General features: G+C 43.3%; 11 protein-coding genes, 1 tRNA gene and 2 rRNA genes. 7 read left to right on the top strand and 7 right to left on the bottom strand.

Going from position 1 to position 18281, the window contains the following annotated elements:
- Positions 1–28: 28 nt before the first annotated feature.
- The 4 genes from FM038_RS19220 to lhpI all read right to left on the bottom strand — a co-directional run bounded on the left by FM038_RS19220 (position 29) and on the right by lhpI (position 3240).
- Entirely contained in the window at positions 29–979 is a 951-nt protein-coding gene (locus FM038_RS19220; protein ID WP_142871648.1) for a DUF4097 family beta strand repeat-containing protein, read from the bottom strand.
- Positions 976–1518 carry a hypothetical protein gene (locus tag FM038_RS19215; RefSeq protein ID WP_142871649.1) on the bottom strand — a complete coding sequence of 181 codons (543 nt, stop codon included), beginning with the start codon at positions 1516–1518 and terminating at the stop codon, positions 976–978. The genes FM038_RS19220 and FM038_RS19215 overlap by 4 nt, the downstream gene beginning before the upstream one ends.
- Complete coding sequence (locus FM038_RS19210; RefSeq protein ID WP_142871650.1) at positions 1518–2054, bottom strand: RNA polymerase sigma factor; 537 nt, start codon at positions 2052–2054, stop codon at positions 1518–1520. The genes FM038_RS19215 and FM038_RS19210 overlap by 1 nt, the downstream gene beginning before the upstream one ends.
- Before the next feature lie 235 nt (positions 2055–2289).
- Positions 2290–3240, bottom strand: coding sequence for a bifunctional Delta(1)-pyrroline-2-carboxylate/Delta(1)-piperideine-2-carboxylate reductase (lhpI, locus tag FM038_RS19205; protein WP_142871651.1), 951 nt, complete (start codon positions 3238–3240; stop codon positions 2290–2292).
- Positions 3241–3513: 273 nt separating this feature from the next.
- On the opposite strand from lhpI, the gene FM038_RS19200 reads away from it, so the two are divergent.
- Entirely contained in the window at positions 3514–5376 is a 1863-nt protein-coding gene (locus FM038_RS19200; protein WP_142871652.1) for a methyl-accepting chemotaxis protein, read from the top strand.
- Between the two features lie 119 nt (positions 5377–5495).
- Here the strand turns inward: FM038_RS19200 and FM038_RS19195 are convergent.
- Positions 5496–5571: transfer RNA gene (locus FM038_RS19195), tRNA-Phe, on the bottom strand.
- A 263-nt stretch (positions 5572–5834) separates the two neighbouring features.
- The gene (locus FM038_RS19190; RefSeq protein WP_142871653.1) at positions 5835–6596 is read right to left on the bottom strand and encodes an outer membrane protein assembly factor BamD; all 762 of its coding nucleotides are present in this window, start codon (positions 6594–6596) and stop codon (positions 5835–5837) included.
- Positions 6597–6718: 122 nt separating this feature from the next.
- Here FM038_RS19190 and rluD point away from each other — a divergent pair, with 122 nt between their 5' ends.
- From rluD to clpB, 3 genes are all read left to right on the top strand, one after another.
- The gene (gene rluD / locus FM038_RS19185) at positions 6719–7690 is read left to right on the top strand and encodes a 23S rRNA pseudouridine(1911/1915/1917) synthase RluD (protein ID WP_142871654.1); all 972 of its coding nucleotides are present in this window, start codon (positions 6719–6721) and stop codon (positions 7688–7690) included.
- Positions 7691–7708: 18 nt separating this feature from the next.
- Positions 7709–8428: a peptidoglycan editing factor PgeF gene (gene pgeF / locus FM038_RS19180; protein ID WP_142871655.1), complete on the top strand. Its 720-nt coding sequence runs from the start codon at positions 7709–7711 to the stop codon at positions 8426–8428.
- Between the two features lie 121 nt (positions 8429–8549).
- Positions 8550–11123, top strand: coding sequence for an ATP-dependent chaperone ClpB (gene clpB, locus FM038_RS19175; RefSeq protein WP_142871656.1), 2574 nt, complete (start codon positions 8550–8552; stop codon positions 11121–11123).
- Between the two features lie 131 nt (positions 11124–11254).
- Here clpB and FM038_RS19170 read toward each other — a convergent pair whose 3' ends face one another.
- The gene (locus FM038_RS19170) at positions 11255–11701 is read right to left on the bottom strand and encodes a DUF4124 domain-containing protein (protein ID WP_142871657.1); all 447 of its coding nucleotides are present in this window, start codon (positions 11699–11701) and stop codon (positions 11255–11257) included.
- Between the two features lie 143 nt (positions 11702–11844).
- Here FM038_RS19170 and pssA point away from each other — a divergent pair, with 143 nt between their 5' ends.
- From pssA to FM038_RS19155, 3 genes are all read left to right on the top strand, one after another.
- The gene (gene pssA, locus FM038_RS19165; protein ID WP_142871658.1) at positions 11845–12600 is read left to right on the top strand and encodes a CDP-diacylglycerol--serine O-phosphatidyltransferase; all 756 of its coding nucleotides are present in this window, start codon (positions 11845–11847) and stop codon (positions 12598–12600) included.
- 755 nt (positions 12601–13355) lie between these two features.
- A 16S ribosomal RNA gene (locus FM038_RS19160) occupies positions 13356–14902 on the top strand.
- A gap of 333 nt (positions 14903–15235) precedes the next feature.
- Positions 15236–18140: ribosomal RNA gene (locus FM038_RS19155) — 23S ribosomal RNA — on the top strand.
- The 16S and 23S rRNA genes sit together here, the layout of an rRNA operon.
- Positions 18141–18281 lie beyond the last annotated feature (141 nt).

Raw genomic sequence — 18281 nt, 5'->3', positions numbered from 1 at the left:
CCTAACTAGCATATCGAAGATCTTTAGCCTACATCCTTTTAACCAGCTTAATATCGCCACTTATGGTGTTGATGTTGATATCTGCCTCTGGCTCACCGCTTTGAAATTTTAGATATGAAGTGGGTGAGTACTTTTCTTTAGTCGGTACATCATCACTATATTGATTGTGGATTTTTCCTCCCGGGCCACCATTTAGATTGAACCTAGCATTGATTATTTGAGGCATTTTAATTTTTATATCACCACTGACACTCTCCAAGTTAGCCATGGATTTTAGTGCTGTAAAAGAAACTTCTATATCGCCGCTGATGCTACGAACTTGTAAATTATCGAGTTGTTGTAGCTTAACTTTACCGTCACCTGAGATCTGTTCAATTGACACGCTTGTGGCATTAGACTCTGCATCTATGTTACCACTGACCGACTTATAGCTGACTTCACCATGACTATTTTTGTCCTTGATACTGCCAGATACAGTGTCTAATTTTACTTTTCCATATAATTCTGAAACATTGATATCACCTGAAATTGTGTGGAGCAGCACATACCGTTTTACATCTTTTGCTTGAATATCACCGCTGACGGAATTAACGCTGACATCGCCTTCTAATGAGGACAAATAATAATTCGATGATATTCCTTCAGCATTTAAAGTGAGGCTTTTAGGAACTAAAATGGTCAGTGATGAGCCATCTTTGTTCTTTCCGCTGAATTGTCGTGGCATCTTATCTTCCAATGTGAATGAATTCCCTTGCTGTTCTAAAATAAACCCCTCACTGAGCTCGTCTAAGGTGCCTTGAACGCTGATCTCTTGCTTATCCCAACTTCTGATTTTGATTTCGCCTCTCAACACTTTGACATTGAGTCTAAGTTCACCAGAGACTTTAATTTGCTTGTCGATACTTTGTGCGGCCAACGTTAAATGACTCAAAAGCAATAATGGAATGAGTAAGTAATGACTCAACTTTATCTTGTTCATATGGTCTCTCCTTGTGAGTGTTGCTTAATAGGCAGTTTTTGGCCTTGTCTTAGTAGTTCAATTTCCCTTTGTTGTGTCCAAAGCCACAGTTGCCACAATTGTCTATTGGTAGGATTTTGTTTCAATGTTTGATATATCATTTGTGCTGCTTGCCTTAATTGCTCGATTCCCGTTTCTACCGGAGTGCTATAAGGACTCGTTTGCCAGTTGATAAGTTGGTCAATCTTTTTTAGCTCTGAGACCTGGTGTTGATGGGCTAATCGAATGTCATCCATAGTGGTGATTAATGCGAGATGCTCTACAGGTGGAAGTACTGATTTAGGTAGCTGAGTACCGATTAATACGGCAAGTAGCATTGCAGAGGCAGCACCGAGTAGCTGCAAGGTGCGTTTACTGTTGTGTATTTCGCTATATTTTGGGGCTTCTTCCACAGGCACATTTAAGCGGCTTTCTATTTTGTGCCAGAGATCCTGCTGCGGTGAGAGTTCTTTTGATAAATGTGAAACCAAATGCTCTAAGTCTTGTTGTTGATTTTTCATTAGATCATCTCCTGCAATAATTTTTTAGCACGATGAAGCTGTGCCTTGCTTGTACCAGAAGCTATGTTTAGCAACTTAGCTATCTCATGGTGTTTGTAACCTTCGATTTCGAATAATACATATACTAGCCTCGCCCGCTCAGGAAGATTTAGCAGTAGTTTATCCAGTAGTTCATATTCGAAGTTGGTATAACCCAAGTCAGTATGCTCTGTGATGGGTAAAAATCTTGCCCAAAAACTTTTATGCTTCTTGATACAGGTCAATGCCTGATTGACTGTAAGGCTGTGTAACCATGTTGAGAATTGGCTGTCGCCGTTAAACAGGGGGAGTTTCTGCCATAAACGAATGAATGTATCCTGAGTTGCCTCTTCTGCAAGCTCTGCTTGACCAGCAAGTCTGAAACAGAGACCGTAGACACGTTTATGATGCAATTGATAAATCAGCTTAAAGGCCGACTTATCTCCCAGTTTCGCTTTGTTTATCAGTTCAGGCTCTGAAAGTTGGCCCTCTTCGGTGAACTGTATCTGTACACTCACTGAACATTCCCTGTGTTACGTAATGATGAAAATGAATTGATACCTAGTTAGACAGAGGCAAGTTGGCAAAAGGTTTAAAAGGAAATGAAAAAATCTCCACAAAGGTATATCACTTAGCTGATTAAGTGAACGATAAGGAAGAGATTTATCTGTGGGGGATGCCTGTGGGGCTGAGTAGCCCCACATTAACTTGTGTATAAAGGTTTGATATTGACTCGCGCTATGACTGCAATTGCTAAGATTGTAATTTAGAATAGACTAATTGTGCGCCAACAAGATCTGCTAATGCTGTACCGACAGTCTTAAATAGAGTGATCTCTTGATCACTTACTCTTCCTTTTACTTGCCCATTACAGAGTTGAGCAAGTTCCCCCACAACAGAATCTGTCGTATAAACACCTTCTGAAATGGGAATTAAGATTTCTCCAGCTTCAGCGAACACATTAACTTTTGAATCGACATAGACAGATGCTTTTAAAATCAGATTGGTGTCGCACTCACGTCTATCATTATTATGATTACCCACAAAATCAGTATGGGTGCCAGCCTGAACCCACTCGCTGTTAAAAAGTGGTGTTGGTGAGCCCGTTGCACAGCTAATGATATCTGCAGCTTTAACTGCGTTTTCAACATCATCACACACAGTCACTTTTATATCGGGTTTTATTTTGTTGATCATGTCGACTATTTTATTCGCTTTGCTTGGATCTCTGCCCCAGATTGATATTTCAGTGATAGGCCTAACACTAGCATGAGCAAGGGCCATAAATGATGCAAGTCGACCGGTGCCAAATACCAGCAGTTTACTGGCATCTTTTCTAGCTAAAAATTCACTGCCTAATGCTGAGATAGCAGCTGTACGCCAATAGGTGACACTCGTGCCGTCAACAAGGGCCTGTGGGGCGCCAGTAGCACGATCAAAGATCATTATTTTTGAATATAAGCTTTCAAGTTCGCTATCTTTAGATGGATTATCAGGAAAGTAAGTAAAGGCTTTCACTGCAATAGTTTTGTCATTCCAAGAGGGAAGCACTGCAAATGCATCACTATGAGATGAACCTTCATCAAGATTAAAAACTTGTCGTTGCGGCATGCCTGCAGGTTTAGAGAATGTTTCTTTGAGTTCTGAGATGAGCTCCTCAAAGTTTAAGATGGCATGAACTGTTTTAGCATCTATAACCTGCATATTGTTTTCCATAGTTATTTTTGGATATTGTATACCCTGATTGAATACTTATAAAGTAATGTTTATGACAATAATAGGTCTTTAACTGAAATTAGCTTTATTTAGCAATGGTTTAATTTGATTGAAGTGATGTAAATTAGTTAAAATCTCTGGCTTTGTGGTCGATAGCGGGTAAATATAGTGTAACGCTTTCGTTGTGGCTTGATTTTTATTTACCTTTATAGAGATTTACGACTATTTTTATAAGAGTGCTTGTTTTAAGGAAACCCTATAATGCTCATTCGTCATAAATTGCTGCTCAGTGCTGCTGTATCTATCATATCCTTAGTTGCTATGTTTGGTTTGCAACAATATTCAAGTGCTGTTCAGGGTGAGTTATCACTAACGGCACATAATGTTATCGAGTTAGAAAATGAAGTGCTAAGTTTGAGAAAGGATGAGAAGGACTTCTTTGCTCGTCTTGATTTAGGCTATTTAGATAAGCATAAGCAAAACTCAAGTGACATGGCAGCAGTGATGAATACGCTCAAACAAAAGTTTGTGTATTTTAATATACCGACGAATGCGTTGGACAGTTTTGAGCAAAGTCTGCAGCACTATAAACAATCTTTTGAGTCAGTGGTAAAATTACAACAGGAGATTGGTTTAACACCTAAAACAGGTTTATACGGAGCATTGAGGCAAGCTGTTCGAGACGTTGAAACATTAGTCAAGAAACACGATCAACCTGAGTTAATGGTGTATATGTTACAACTGAGACGTAACGAAAAGGATTTCATGTTACGCAGAAATATGAGTTACATCGAAAAATTTGATGGGAATATTGCAAAGTTTCAGCAGATTCTTTCTCAATCAGTGCTGGATGCGACAGCAAAGAGTCAAATTTCATCTCTCATGTCTAGTTATCAAAATGACTTCATGGCACTGGTTAATAAAGAAAGGGCGCTAGGGTTAACCAAGGATGATGGCCAGATGGCCTCATTACGTGACGCGATAACCACAGCTGAAGCCGATTCAGTGACACTCAAAGAGCAAGCCCTCAGTGCTATTCAAGATGCAGAAGATTCAGCATTTTCATTAGGTATCACGATATTTATTTTAATTGCCATTATTTTAAGTGCTGTTACTTTTTATATTATTCGCAGCATCATGGATCCTGTTGAAAGAATTACCCGTGCTATCTCTAATATCGAAAAAAACAAAGATTTAACCATACGTTGTGATGCAACTGCTGAAGATGAACTTGGGCAAATTGCTCAGCACTTTAACAGTATGGTAGAAAGTTTTCAGAAGCTGATTGATGAAGTTATAGAGTCGGTTCAGATCATGAACCATTCATGTGGTGAGTTGTCGATGAATGCGACTAAAGCTTCTGAAGGTGTGAGTCAGCAACTCAATGAGACTGATATGGTTGCAACCGCAATTACCGAAATGGGGGCGACCATTGATGAGATTGCTAAAAATACAGAACTTGCTGCCGATAGGGCCAGTAATACCCATGAGAATGCACAGAAAGGCCAGCTAGGTGTTGAGCAGACGATTGAGAAAATTCAGTCTTTAGCTGAGCAATTGAATGGTTCGGCACAGGTTGTATCAGACTTGGAGAAAGACAGCGAAACTATCGGTAGCGTACTTGACGTGATTAGAGGTATTGCCGAGCAGACAAACTTATTAGCCCTTAACGCAGCTATTGAGGCTGCTAGAGCGGGTGAACAGGGACGTGGTTTTGCAGTGGTCGCTGACGAGGTGCGAAGTCTTGCGATGAGAACCCAGGAGTCTACCGAAGAGATAGCTGGTATCATTCAAACACTCCAAGCAAGAACACGCTCAATTGTGCAGCTAATGGAGTCGACTCAAAAACAAGGTGCTGAAAGTGCCGAGCAAGCAGCTTCTGCGGGCACACTGCTTCAGCAAATCAATACCGATGTGACTAATATAATGGATATGAGCACCCAGATAGCTGCGGCAATTGAGGAGCAGAGCATGGTGGCATCAGAGGTAAATAAAAATGTGGTGATCATTAGGGATATCGCTCAGGATTCAGCGACAGCTGCTGATGAAAATGCTCAAGCATCCAGTGAAGTTAAATCTCGAGCCGAGTCATTGCAGCAAGCTGTTAGCTTATTTAAGATTTAAAAGCGTTATAACTGGCGCTAGTATCGGAAGATACTAGCGCGTTTACAAATTGCAGACATAAAAAAACCTCGTAAACGAGGTTTTTTTATTTTAGACGCTTGAGGCACCTAAATGAAATATGGTGCCCGAACCCGGAATCGAACCAGGGACACGAGGATTTTCAATCCTCTGCTCTACCGACTGAGCTATTCGGGCAACGGCGTCATTAAAAGGCTTTTAAGGATTTGAGTCAACCGTTTTTTGCAATATAATGATTTTTGCTACCTGTTTGGATAACTTTTAGGCTACGTAGCCGTTTATAGCTAAATTAGTTAGCGTAGACCTGACTAGAGCTAATATTTTAGCTAGGTGGCTAGACGCTTTATGCTAGGCTGTTTTATTGGGGAATTAGCTTTTATAGAAATAAAAAAGCTCCCAACCTAGCTTAGGCGAGAGCTTTTATTAGAGAACAAAAGTAATTACTTAACCAGTTTTTTATTCGCTGGGTAATTGGCTTTCATTACAGTAAGCACATTCTCTTTGAGTTTTTCTTGACCTAGTTCATAATATGCATCGGCCATGATCTCTAATGCACGCTCAGTTGATGGTGTACCTGGGTAGGTTTCCATAACTGATTGAGCGCGTATTGCTGCGGCACTCCAAGCATTCATCTTCATATAGTATTCGGCAACATTGATTGAATACTTAGCTAAACGATTTTTTAGATATTGCATACGTTGGGCGGCATCAGGAGCATATTTGCTGTTTGGGTAAGATTTGATTAAGCGATCAAAATCTTTAAATGCATCTTGTGCGACCTTTGGATCTCGGTCGGTTCTGTCGATATTTAGCATGTCATGGAACATGTAACTATCTGACTGCATATTAACAAGCCCACGCATGTAATAGACATAATCAATATCTTTATGAGTAGGGTTGAGTCTGATGAAACGATCTATGTTGGCTATACCAGAAGCTGGGTCATCTAGCTTATAATAAGCATAAATCAGATCTAGCTGAACCTGAGTTTTATGTGGTCCGAATGGATAGCGAGAGTCTAATGCTTCCAAAGAACGTACAGCCTTGCTGAAATTACCAAGCTCCATTGAGGTCCGAGCTTGAGAATATAATACATCAGGCGATGATTTATTAACCTTTAGATCATCTTCTGGGCTACTACTACAAGCCGTAATGGCTATTGAAAATAGGGCTAATAGAGCACCTTTAACAAATTTATGCATACTTAATTTCGATTCTTTTAAAGTTGTAGTTAAGATTTTTTCCATTTCGATATAAAATAGAAACAATTCGATTGTAACAGATAGCTCACAATTTTGGACCCCGAAAAACGGGGACGGTTCCTATGACACAAGAGATTAATCTAAAAAGCGAGATAACAGCAACACAAACCGGGCAAAGATTGGATCAAACTTTGGCTGATTTGTTTCCTGATTACTCACGTACGCGTATTAAAGAGTGGATCTTAGATGGTGTGGTCACTATCGATGGTGAAGCATGTATTAAGCCACGAGAAAAAGTACTTGAAGGGCAAGAAATTGCCGTCGGTGCAACCTTAGTTGAGGAGACGACAGCTAAAGCACAAGCTATCGATCTTGATATTGTTTATGAAGATGACCATATTTTGGTTATCAATAAACAAGCTGGACTGGTGGTTCATCCTGGTGCAGGAAACAAAGATGGCACTTTGATGAATGCTTTATTGCATCATTGCCCAGGCATAGAGCTAGTACCTCGTGCAGGAATTGTTCATCGACTCGATAAAGATACAACAGGTTTGATGGTTGTCGCTAAGACTGTTGAAGCTCAAACTCACTTAGTATCAGCTTTGCAAGCTCGTGAGATAGTTCGTGAATACGAAGCTATCGTGATGGGTGGACTCATTTCTGGTGGTACTGTTGATGAGCCAATTGATCGTCATCCGACTAAACGTACTCATATGGCCGTTGTGCATAATGGTAAGCCAGCGATGACCCATTATCGCGTTGCTGAGAAATTCAGAGCTCATACGCGTTTAAGGCTCAGGCTTGAATCGGGTAGAACCCATCAGATCCGTGTTCATATGGCTCATATTGGTAATATCTTAGTTGGCGACCCTGTTTATGGCGGCCGTCCAAGACCGCCTAAAGGTATTTCTCCTGAGTTTTTTGAATTGTATATGGGCTTTAAACGCCAAGCTCTGCATGCGATTAGGCTTGAGTTAGCACATCCATATACTTTAGAAGTGATGAGTTGGCAGGCTCCTGTGCCGGAAGATATGGTGGCTTTGACAAGGGGATTGAGAAAAGACACTGAAGACAATCCTCCAGTGTTATAAATTGGCTTACGCTTTACTATGATGACTGGCTGGCATATTCCTCAGGGAGTAAATATTGCGTTTTCAACGCGAGTAGGTGGTGTCAGCAAGCCGCCTTTTGCAAGCTTGAACTTAGGCTTGCATGTGGGAGATGAAGAAACAGATGTATTGGCAAATCGAGCACTCATACAAGAGTACTTAGGTTTGCCTCAATCTCCCTGCTGGTTAGAACAGATTCATAGTAATAAGGTTGTTCAGGCTGATAACCTGCAGCTTTGCACTGCCGATGGAAGTTTTACTTCGACGAGACAACAAGTCTGTACCGTCATGACAGCTGACTGTTTACCCGTACTTATCTGCGATAAGTATGGTAAAGAGGTTTCAGCTGTACATGCTGGATGGCGGGGATTATGTGATGGCATTATTGAGGTTGCTTTAACTCAGTTTTCTGCCAACAATTCAGAACTCATTGCCTATTTGGGTCCCGCTATTGGGCCTATTGCCTTTGAAGTCGGTCGTGAAGTAAGAGAGCAGTTTATTGCTTTTCACCCTGCCAGTTCAGACTTTTTCGTTTCCGGCGAGCGTGCAGGTAAATACCTGGCCGATTTACAAGGCCTAGCCAAGTTTAGGTTACAGCTCGCGGGGGTTAATGAAGTATATCAAGCTGACGCGTGCACTTTTACTCAAAATTCGGACTACTTCTCTTTTCGAAGAGATGGGGTCACTGGTCGCATGGCATCATTTATCTGGCTAAATTAAACTATTTTACTTCCCTAGACTAAGTCATGCAGTTCTCACCTTGAAATTATTCCAAAACACCCCAACCTTGTAACTATATAGTTAGTTTAGATTCATTCTGTTTTTTTGTGCTGGAGGCTATATGCGACTCGATCGTATGACCAATAAGTTTCAAACTGCCATTTCTGATGCTCAATCATTAGCATTGGGTCGAGATCACCAGTTTATTGAGCCGATCCATCTGATGATGGCTCTTCTCAATCAAGATAATGGTTCTATACACCCACTGCTAACTCAGGCTGGTATGCAGGTTAGTTCGCTTCGCTCTATGCTCAGCCAAGAGTTAGAGCGCTTGCCTCAAGTTGAGGGAACCGGCGGGGATATTCAGTTATCACAAGCATTGATTCGTTTGCTTAATTTTTGCGACAAATTGTCGCAGAAACGCAAAGACAAATTTATTTCCAGTGAACTATTTGTACTTGCAGCCCTTGAAGGCAACGATCCACTTGCACAGAGCTTAAAGAAATCTGGCGCAACAAAAGAGCTGATGGAACAGACCATTCTACAGATCAGAGCTGGTAAAACTGTGGACGACCCAAATGCCGAAGATCAACGCCAAGCTTTAAAAAAGTTTACCGTTGATCTGACTGAGCGAGCTGAACAAGGGAAGCTCGATCCTGTTATTGGCCGTGATGATGAAATACGACGAACGATTCAAGTATTGCAGCGTCGTAGGAAAAATAATCCGGTGTTAATCGGTGAACCAGGCGTAGGTAAAACTGCGATTGTTGAAGGTTTAGCGCAAAGAATCGTAAATGGTGAAGTACCAGAAGGTATAAAAAACAAACGAGTTCTCTCTCTGGACATGGGCTCATTGGTGGCTGGTGCTAAATATCGTGGAGAATTCGAAGAGCGTTTAAAAGCTGTCCTCAATGAACTTTCTCAAGAAGAAGGTCAAGTTATCCTCTTCATTGATGAATTACATACTATGGTCGGAGCGGGTAAAGGTGACGGTGCGATGGATGCCGGCAATATGCTTAAACCTGCACTTGCTCGTGGTGATCTACATTGTGTCGGTGCGACGACGTTGGATGAATACCGTCAATATATTGAGAAAGATGCAGCCTTGGAGCGACGTTTTCAAAAAGTCTTAGTGGAAGAGCCCAATGTTGAAGACACTATCGCCATTTTACGTGGGCTAAAAGAACGCTACGAACTCCATCACCATGTTGAAATAACTGATCCTGCAATTGTCGCAGCGGCAAGCATGTCAAATCGTTATGTATCAGATCGAAAACTGCCCGATAAGGCAATTGATCTGATTGATGAAGCAGCTTCAAGCATTAGAATACAAATAGATTCAAAACCTGAAGTGCTCGATAAATTAGAGCGTCGTGGGATCCAGCTTAAAATAGAAGAACAGGCATTAGCGAAAGAGATCGATGAGTCCAGTATTCGACGCTTGTTTATATTACGTAAAGAGCTAAAAGAGGTTGATGTAAAAGCTGCGGAGTTAAACGAGATTTGGCACACAGAAAAAGCATCCCTTGCTGGGACTCAGCATATTAAAGCCGACCTCGAGCAGGCTAGATTAGATCTGGATGTTGCAAGACGAGCTAGCGATCTAACCCGCATGTCTGAACTTCAATACGGTCGAATTCCAGCCTTAGAGAAGCAACTCGACTTAGCTACGCAAGCAGAAATGCAAGATATGACCTTGTTACGTAACAAAGTGACAGATGTTGAAATTGCGGAAGTACTTTCAAGGGCTACGGGGATTCCGGTCTCTAAGATGCTTGAAGGAGAGAAAGAGAAACTTCTGCATATGGAAGAGGCACTTCACAAGCGGGTTATTGGTCAGGATGAAGCTGTCGATGCGGTATCCAATGCAATTCGTAGAAGCCGTGCTGGACTTTCCGATCCAGAGCGACCAATAGGTTCATTCCTATTTTTGGGGCCGACGGGAGTCGGTAAAACTGAACTGTGTAAATCATTGGCTAAGTTTTTGTTCGATACTGAATCCTCCTTGGTGCGGATCGATATGTCAGAATTTATGGAGAAACACTCAGTAGCACGTTTACTCGGTGCTCCTCCAGGTTATGTAGGTTATGAAGAAGGGGGCTATTTAACTGAAGCAGTTAGAAGAAAGCCCTATTCAGTGATCCTTTTAGATGAAGTAGAAAAAGCTCACCCTGATGTTTTTAATATTTTATTGCAGGTATTAGATGACGGCAGGCTAACTGATGGTCAGGGGCGCACTGTCGATTTTAGAAATACAGTTGTGATCATGACTTCTAACTTGGGTTCAGAGATTATTCAGGACAGATTCACATCGTTATCTTATTCGGAGATGAAATCTGAAGTAATGAATGTAGTTGTTCATAGTTTTAGACCTGAGTTTTTAAATAGAATTGATGAAACTGTGGTTTTCCATCCGTTGGGTGAAAAGCACATTGCGTATATTGCCACGATTCAAATTGAGCTACTTAGGAAGCGACTTGCTGAGAAAGATTATGATTTGGAGTTGAGCGAGGATGCATTAGCATTAATAGCTAGGGCTGGATTTGATCCCGTTTATGGTGCAAGACCCTTAAAAAGGGCCTTGCAGCAAGAAGTTGAAAATCCGCTTGCACAGAAGATTTTAGCTGGTGATTTAGTACCAGGGAAAACCATCAGAATTGAATGCGCAGGAACTGAATTAGCATTTACGCAATAAGCTTCGTTTGAAGATGAAGTTTTAATTGTCTTAAATTGGTTTGATGTGCACAGTCATGCGAGAGTAATAGCATTCTATCTTCATAAAAAACAGACTTGCTTAAGTCTGTTTTTTATCATTTTGAAACCAAATTACTTACAAAATAATTTTATTCTTTGTTTCTGCTGTTTAATTCTCTCTTGGCGCTGCTCTTCAGTAATACTTGTTACTTCTCCAGTCTCATTGTCTTTACTATTCAGTCTAGAGTGGGTTTCGAGAATATTAAGGTTGTATTCTGCGTTCTTGCATATCTCTTTTGCTTGTTCTTTATCTTGCTCATTAATCTTAGCAGCATCCTGTTGAGCCTGGCTCTGCTGATTATCTTCTGTACGAACACTTGGAGCGATAGTACCAATTAGTTTTGGCTCTATATCTTCACTGTATAATTTTTTAGATTTGCTCTGATGTTCAGTATTCTCTGGGATCTGTTGGCTATAATGAGTCACACCATCTTTATCTACCCACTTGTATATTACGGTAGCCGAAGAAGGCGCGATAAGAAACAATGATATGCAGAGAATTAAATTTTTTGCGTACATGCTACCTTCCATTGGAAATGAGAATCATCAGAGTATGGGCTCATAATGCGCTTACCTTAATTGATTAGAAGTAAGACATTGTGAAATATTCAACGCTTAGAGTATGGTATATTTTTTATACTCGATACCTATTTTTGAATACTATGAATAAGTTTGATAAAGAATCGGTTAAACGTAAAGGCATTTTTTTACTGCCTAACTTGTTCACGACTGCAGGACTCTTCGCTGGTTTTTATTCAGTGATTGCATCTATGAATGGTCAATTTGAATCAGCTGCAATCGCTGTCTTTGTCGCCATGTTATTTGATGGTCTTGATGGTCGGGTAGCAAGAATGACTAATACCCAAAGTCAATTTGGTGCTGAGTATGACAGCATGGCCGACATGGTTTCATTCGGTGTCGCTCCTGCGTTAATTGCCTATAACTGGGGATTGTCAGAGTTGGGGAAATTAGGCTGGTTAGCTGCATTTATATATTGTTCTGGTGCGGCGCTAAGACTTGCTCGGTTCAATACTCAGGTAGGAGTCGCAGATAAGAGGTATTTCCAAGGGTTAGCAAGCCCCGCTGCTGCTGCTGTTATCGCAGCCAGCATCTGGCTAGCAACGCAAAATGGAATAGAAGGTAGAAACGTTAGCTGGTTAGCTATGGTAATAACCCTATGTTTAGGTTTATTAATGGTGAGTAACTTCAGATACTCATCTTTTAAAGATTTAAATTGGCGTGGCAGAGTTAATTTTTGGGTGATCCTATCTATCGTCGGTGCCTTAGTGTTTGTGTCATTAGAGCCAGCCTTTATTTTATGTCTGATTTTTTATTGTTATGCCTTGTCTGGGCCTGTATTGACCGTACGTGGAATACGTAAATTGAAAGCTCCCTCAAAGACAGATACAGATAAGTAAGAGTAGGGTGGAGACTTTCTACATGTATAGTTATGGAAGGTTAAAATAAATCTAAAAGTATTAGTGCAGCCTCTAAAAATTGTGCCAGACTTAATCTCCTTGCTGAAGAGTATTAGCTAATGAATCTCAAAGTAAGCTTTGAAAACGTGTCTAATTACGGCTTTTAAAACTGGATTGTCGGAAAATTATCCAGTTAGTCGTTTTTTTAAAATAAGCGCTTGCGCTCTGGGCTGACATCCCTATAATGCGCACCCACTGACACGGCAAGCCAGTCTTCTTAAACGAAAGCTGAAACGCAGTCAGGGCAACAAGTAAGCTAGATTTTTTCTTCGTTTTAAACGATTGGAATTAAATTTTTAAAAGCCCTTGACGCCAACCACGGAGCGTGTAAAATACGCCTCCCTAGCCAAGACGAAACGTCTTAGTTAGTAAGTGAAAGCCAACGACCTAGCGTCTAACGGCAGCATCTGAAAGATTGATGCTAACGCTCTTTAACAATTCAAAACAAGAAATCTGTGTGGGCACTCACAGGTGTTGAATTATTCGAAATTGCCTCCTGTTCTTCGGAATGTAGGCAATCAAAAATTTACTCAATGAACTACTGAGTGACCATAGCAACTTATGATTTGTTTTCTTTCGAGAGAGTAATGATTAAGAAGCAAAATATGTAAGCTTCATAAACCTTCGGGTTTGTGAAAAACAGTATAATTCGTTGAGCCGTTCTTCATCCTTAATCGGGTGAGAACAAAAAACTTTAATTGAAGAGTTTGATCATGGCTCAGATTGAACGCTGGCGGCAGGCCTAACACATGCAAGTCGAGCGGAAACAGGAAGGTAGCTTGCTACCTTTGCTGTCGAGCGGCGGACGGGTGAGTAATGCCTAGATATCTGCCTAGTCGTGGGGGATAACAGTTGGAAACGACTGCTAATACCGCATACGCCCTACGGGGGAAAGGAGGGGACCTTCGGGCCTTTCGCGATTAGATGAGTCTAGGTGGGATTAGCTAGTAGGTGAGGTAATAGCTCACCTAGGCGACGATCCCTAGCTGTTCTGAGAGGATGATCAGCCACACTGGGACTGAGACACGGCCCAGACTCCTACGGGAGGCAGCAGTGGGGAATATTGCACAATGGGCGAAAGCCTGATGCAGCCATGCCGCGTGTGTGAAGAAGGCCTTCGGGTTGTAAAGCACTTTCAGCGAGGAGGAAAGGTTGTAGTTTAATAAACTATAGCTGTGACGTTACTCGCAGAAGAAGCACCGGCTAACTTCGTGCCAGCAGCCGCGGTAATACGAGGGGTGCAAGCGTTAATCGGAATTACTGGGCGTAAAGCGTACGCAGGCGGTTTGTTAAGCAAGATGTGAAAGCCCCGGGCTCAACCTGGGAATTGCATTTTGAACTGGCAAACTAGAGTCTTGTAGAGGGGGGTAGAATTTCAGGTGTAGCGGTGAAATGCGTAGAGATCTGAAGGAATACCGGTGGCGAAGGCGGCCCCCTGGACAAAGACTGACGCTCAGGTACGAAAGCGTGGGGAGCAAACAGGATTAGATACCCTGGTAGTCCACGCCGTAAACGATGTCTACTCGGAGTTTGGTAACTTAGTTACTGGGCTCCCAAGCTAACGCATTAAGTAGACCGCCTGGGGAGTACGGCCGCAAGGTTAAAACTCAAATGAATTGACGGGGGCCCGCACAAGCGGTGGAGCATGTGGTTTAATTCGATGCAACGCGAAGAACCTTACCTACTCTTGACATCCACAGAACTCGCTAGAGATAGCTTGGTGCCTTCGGGAACTGTGAGACAGGTGCTGCATGGCTGTCGTCAGCTCGTGTTGTGAAATGTTGGGTTAAGTCCCGCAACGAGCGCAACCCTTATCCTTATTTGCCAGCACGTAATGGTGGGAACTTTAGGGAGACTGCCGGTGATAAACCGGAGGAAGGTGGGGACGACGTCAAGTCATCATGGCCCTTACGAGTAGGGCTACACACGTGCTACAATGGTCGGTACAGAGGGTCGCAAAGCCGCGAGGTCAAGCTAATCCCACAAAGCCGGTCGTAGTCCGGATCGGAGTCTGCAACTCGACTCCGTGAAGTCGGAATCGCTAGTAATCGTAGATCAGAATGCTACGGTGAATACGTTCCCGGGCCTTGTACACACCGCCCGTCACACCATGGGAGTGGGCTGCACCAGAAGTAGATAGCTTAACCCTTCGGGGAGGGCGTTTACCACGGTGTGGTTCATGACTGGGGTGAAGTCGTAACAAGGTAGCCCTAGGGGAACCTGGGGCTGGATCACCTCCTTACCTATACGACTAACTCAATATTTGCTGAGTGTTCACACAGATAACTTGTTCTTGTTAGAGCGAGAAACATGCCTTTACGGTGATGTTTGTTCTTTAAAAATTTGGAAAGCTGATAGTGTTAATGTGAAAGGGACTATTGTGAAAGCTGATTCGTAAGATTCGGTAATTGCAGTGGTTTATAGCATTAGCGCGAAATATAAAATAATTGAGTTCTCAAACACTTAAATCAAGTGCCGAAGTGCAGCAATGCACTTCAAGAGTATTCTTTTGGCGAAAGTAAACACCATTAGTTGCGATACAATTTACATTGGTTTAGACCTATGTGGGTTGTATGGTTAAGTGACTAAGCGTATACGGTGGATGCCTTGGCAGTCAGAGGCGATGAAGGACGTAGTAACTTGCGAAAAGCGTTGGCGAGCTAGTAACAAGCATTTGAGCTAACGATATCCGAATGGGGAAACCCACTCACATAAGTGAGTATCACATACTGAATACATAGGTATGTGAGGCAAACCCGGGGAACTGAAACATCTAAGTACCCGGAGGAAAAGAAATCAACCGAGATTCCCCTAGTAGCGGCGAGCGAACGGGGATTAGCCCTTAAGTCTATAGGGTGTTAGTGGAATGAGTTGGAAAGCTCAGCGGCACAGGGTGATAGCCCCGTACATGAAAACTAACTATAGATGAAAACGAGTAGGACGGGACACGTGACATCTTGTCTGAACATGGGGGGACCATCCTCCAAGGCTAAATACTCCTGACTGACCGATAGTGAACCAGTACCGTGAGGGAAAGGCGAAAAGAACCCCTGTGAGGGGAGTGAAATAGAACCTGAAACCGTATACGTACAAGCAGTGGGAGCGGTCCTTGAGACCGTGACTGCGTACCTTTTGTATAATGGGTCAGCGACTTACATTTTGTAGCAAGGTTAAGCGAATAGCGGAGCCGTAGGGAAACCGAGTGTTAACTGCGCGTTTAGTTGCAAGGTGTAGACCCGAAACCGAGTGATCTAGCCATGGGCAGGTTGAAGGTTGAGTAACATCAACTGGAGGACCGAACACACGTATGTTGAAAAATGCGGTGATGACTTGTGGCTGGGGGTGAAAGGCCAATCAAACTCGGAGATATCTGGTTCTCCTCGAAAGCTATTTAGGTAGCGCCTCGTACGAATACCATTGGGGGTAGAGCACTGTTAAGGCTAGGGGGTCATCCCGACTTACCAACCCTTTGCAAACTCCGAATACCAATGAGTACTATACGGGAGACACACGGCGGGTGCTAACGTCCGTCGTGAAAAGGGAAACAACCCAGACCATCAGCTAAGGTCCCAAAGTTATTGCTAAGTGGGAAACGATGTGGGAAGGCTTAGACAGCTAGGATGTTGGCTTAGAAGCAGCCATCATTTAAAGAAAGCGTAATAGCTCACTAGTCGAGTCGGCCTGCGCGGAAGATTTAACGGGGCTAAGCAATACACCGAAGCTATGGGTTTGCTAGTTTACTAGCAAGCGGTAGAGGAGCGTTCTGTAAGCCGTTGAAGGCGAAGGGGTAACCCACGCTGGAGGTATCAGAAGTGCGAATGCTGACATGAGTAACGATAAAGGGAGTGAAAAACTCCCTCGCCGAAAGACCAAGGTTTCCTGTCCAATGTTAATCAGGGCAGGGTAAGTCGACCCCTAAGGTGAGGCCGAAAGGCGTAATCGATGGGAAACGGGTTAATATTCCCGTACTTCTACTAACTGCGATGGAGAGACGGAGAAGGCTAGGCTAGCGCGGCGTTGGTTGTCCGCGTTTAAGGCTGTAGGCTGTTCACTTAGGCAAATCCGGGTGAACGCATTAAATTGCAAAGCTGAGAGTTGATGACGAGTCCCCAAGGGGATGAAGTAGTTGATGCCATGCTTCCAGGAAAATCTTCTAAGCTTCAGGTTAGTAGGAATCGTACCCCAAACCGACACAGGTGGTTGGGTAGAGAATACCAAGGCGCTTGAGAGAACTCGGCTGAAGGAACTAGGCAAAATGGTACCGTAACTTCGGGAGAAGGTACGCTGCCGGCGGTGATGGGACTTGCTCCTTAAGCTGCTGGCAGTCGCAGATACCAGGTGGCTGCAACTGTTTATCAAAAACACAGTACTGTGCAAACTCGCAAGAGGAAGTATACGGTATGACGCCTGCCCGGTGCCGGAAGGTTAATTGATTGGGTTATCTTCGGAGAAGCTCATGATCGAAGCCCCGGTAAACGGCGGCCGTAACTATAACGGTCCTAAGGTAGCGAAATTCCTTGTCGGGTAAGTTCCGACCTGCACGAATGGCGTAATGACGGCCACGCTGTCTCCAGCCGAGACTCAGTGAAGTTGAAATTGCGGTGAAGATGCCGTATACCCGCGGCTAGACGGAAAGACCCCGTGCACCTTTACTATAGCTTGGCACTGAACATTGAACCTACATGTGTAGGATAGGTGGGAGACTTTGAAGCAGAGACGCTAGTTTTTGTGGAGTCAACCTTGAAATACCACCCTTGTAGTTTTGATGTTCTAACTCTGGCCCCTGAATCGGGGTTGAGGACAGTGCCTGGTGGGTAGTTTGACTGGGGCGGTCTCCTCCCAAAGAGTAACGGAGGAGCACGAAGGTTGGCTAAGTACGGTCGGACATCGTACGGTTAGTGCAATGGCATAAGCCAGCTTAACTGCGAGACATACACGTCGAGCAGGTACGAAAGTAGGTCATAGTGATCCGGTGGTTCTGAATGGAAGGGCCATCGCTCAACGGATAAAAGGTACGCCGGGGATAACAGGCTGATACCGCCCAAGAGTTCATATCGACGGCGGTGTTTGGCACCTCGATGTCGGCTCATCACATCCTGGGGCTGAAGTCGGTCCCAAGGGTATGGCTGTTCGCCATTTAAAGTGGTACGCGAGCTGGGTTCAGAACGTCGTGAGACAGTTCGGTCCCTATCTGCCGTGGGCGTTGGATGATTGAAGGAAGCTGCTCCTAGTACGAGAGGACCGGAGTGGACGAACCGCTGGTGTTCGGGTTGTTATGCCAATAGCATTGCCCGGTAGCTACGTTCGGAATCGATAACCGCTGAAAGCATCTAAGCGGGAAGCGAGTCCTAAGATGAGTCATCCCTAGGAATTTAATTCCTCTAAAGAGCCGTTCGAGACTAGGACGTTGATAGGCAGGGTGTGTAAGCGTTGTGAGGCGTTGAGCTAACCTGTACTAATGACTCGTGAGGCTTAACCATACAACCCAGATGGGTTTGTGTAGTTAGTGTGTGTATTACTTCATAAGCACAAAAGAATACGTATTTGATTTAAGTTAGACCAATTATTTTGCGATTTAGACGCGTTAATGCATCTGAATAGCCAGCTTTCGAAATTTTGCC

Source organism: Shewanella eurypsychrophilus (assembly GCF_007004545.3).
Lineage (GTDB): Bacteria > Pseudomonadota > Gammaproteobacteria > Enterobacterales > Shewanellaceae > Shewanella > Shewanella eurypsychrophilus.
Note: the sequence above shows the minus strand (reverse complement) of the source record. Positions and strands in the feature narration are given on the sequence as shown.

Coding starts and splice junctions, on each gene's coding strand:
- FM038_RS19220 (WP_142871648.1), bottom strand. CDS start 979: ATGAACAAGATAAAGTTGAGTCATTACTTACTCATTCCATTATTGCTT.
- FM038_RS19215 (WP_142871649.1), bottom strand. CDS start 1,518: ATGAAAAATCAACAACAAGACTTAGAGCATTTGGTTTCACATTTATCA.
- lhpI (WP_142871651.1), bottom strand. CDS start 3,240: ATGCAGGTTATAGATGCTAAAACAGTTCATGCCATCTTAAACTTTGAG.
- FM038_RS19200 (WP_142871652.1), top strand. CDS start 3,514: ATGCTCATTCGTCATAAATTGCTGCTCAGTGCTGCTGTATCTATCATA.
- FM038_RS19190 (WP_142871653.1), bottom strand. CDS start 6,596: ATGCATAAATTTGTTAAAGGTGCTCTATTAGCCCTATTTTCAATAGCC.
- rluD (WP_142871654.1), top strand. CDS start 6,719: ATGACACAAGAGATTAATCTAAAAAGCGAGATAACAGCAACACAAACC.
- pgeF (WP_142871655.1), top strand. CDS start 7,709: ATGATGACTGGCTGGCATATTCCTCAGGGAGTAAATATTGCGTTTTCA.
- clpB (WP_142871656.1), top strand. CDS start 8,550: ATGCGACTCGATCGTATGACCAATAAGTTTCAAACTGCCATTTCTGAT.
- FM038_RS19170 (WP_142871657.1), bottom strand. CDS start 11,701: ATGTACGCAAAAAATTTAATTCTCTGCATATCATTGTTTCTTATCGCG.
- pssA (WP_142871658.1), top strand. CDS start 11,845: ATGAATAAGTTTGATAAAGAATCGGTTAAACGTAAAGGCATTTTTTTA.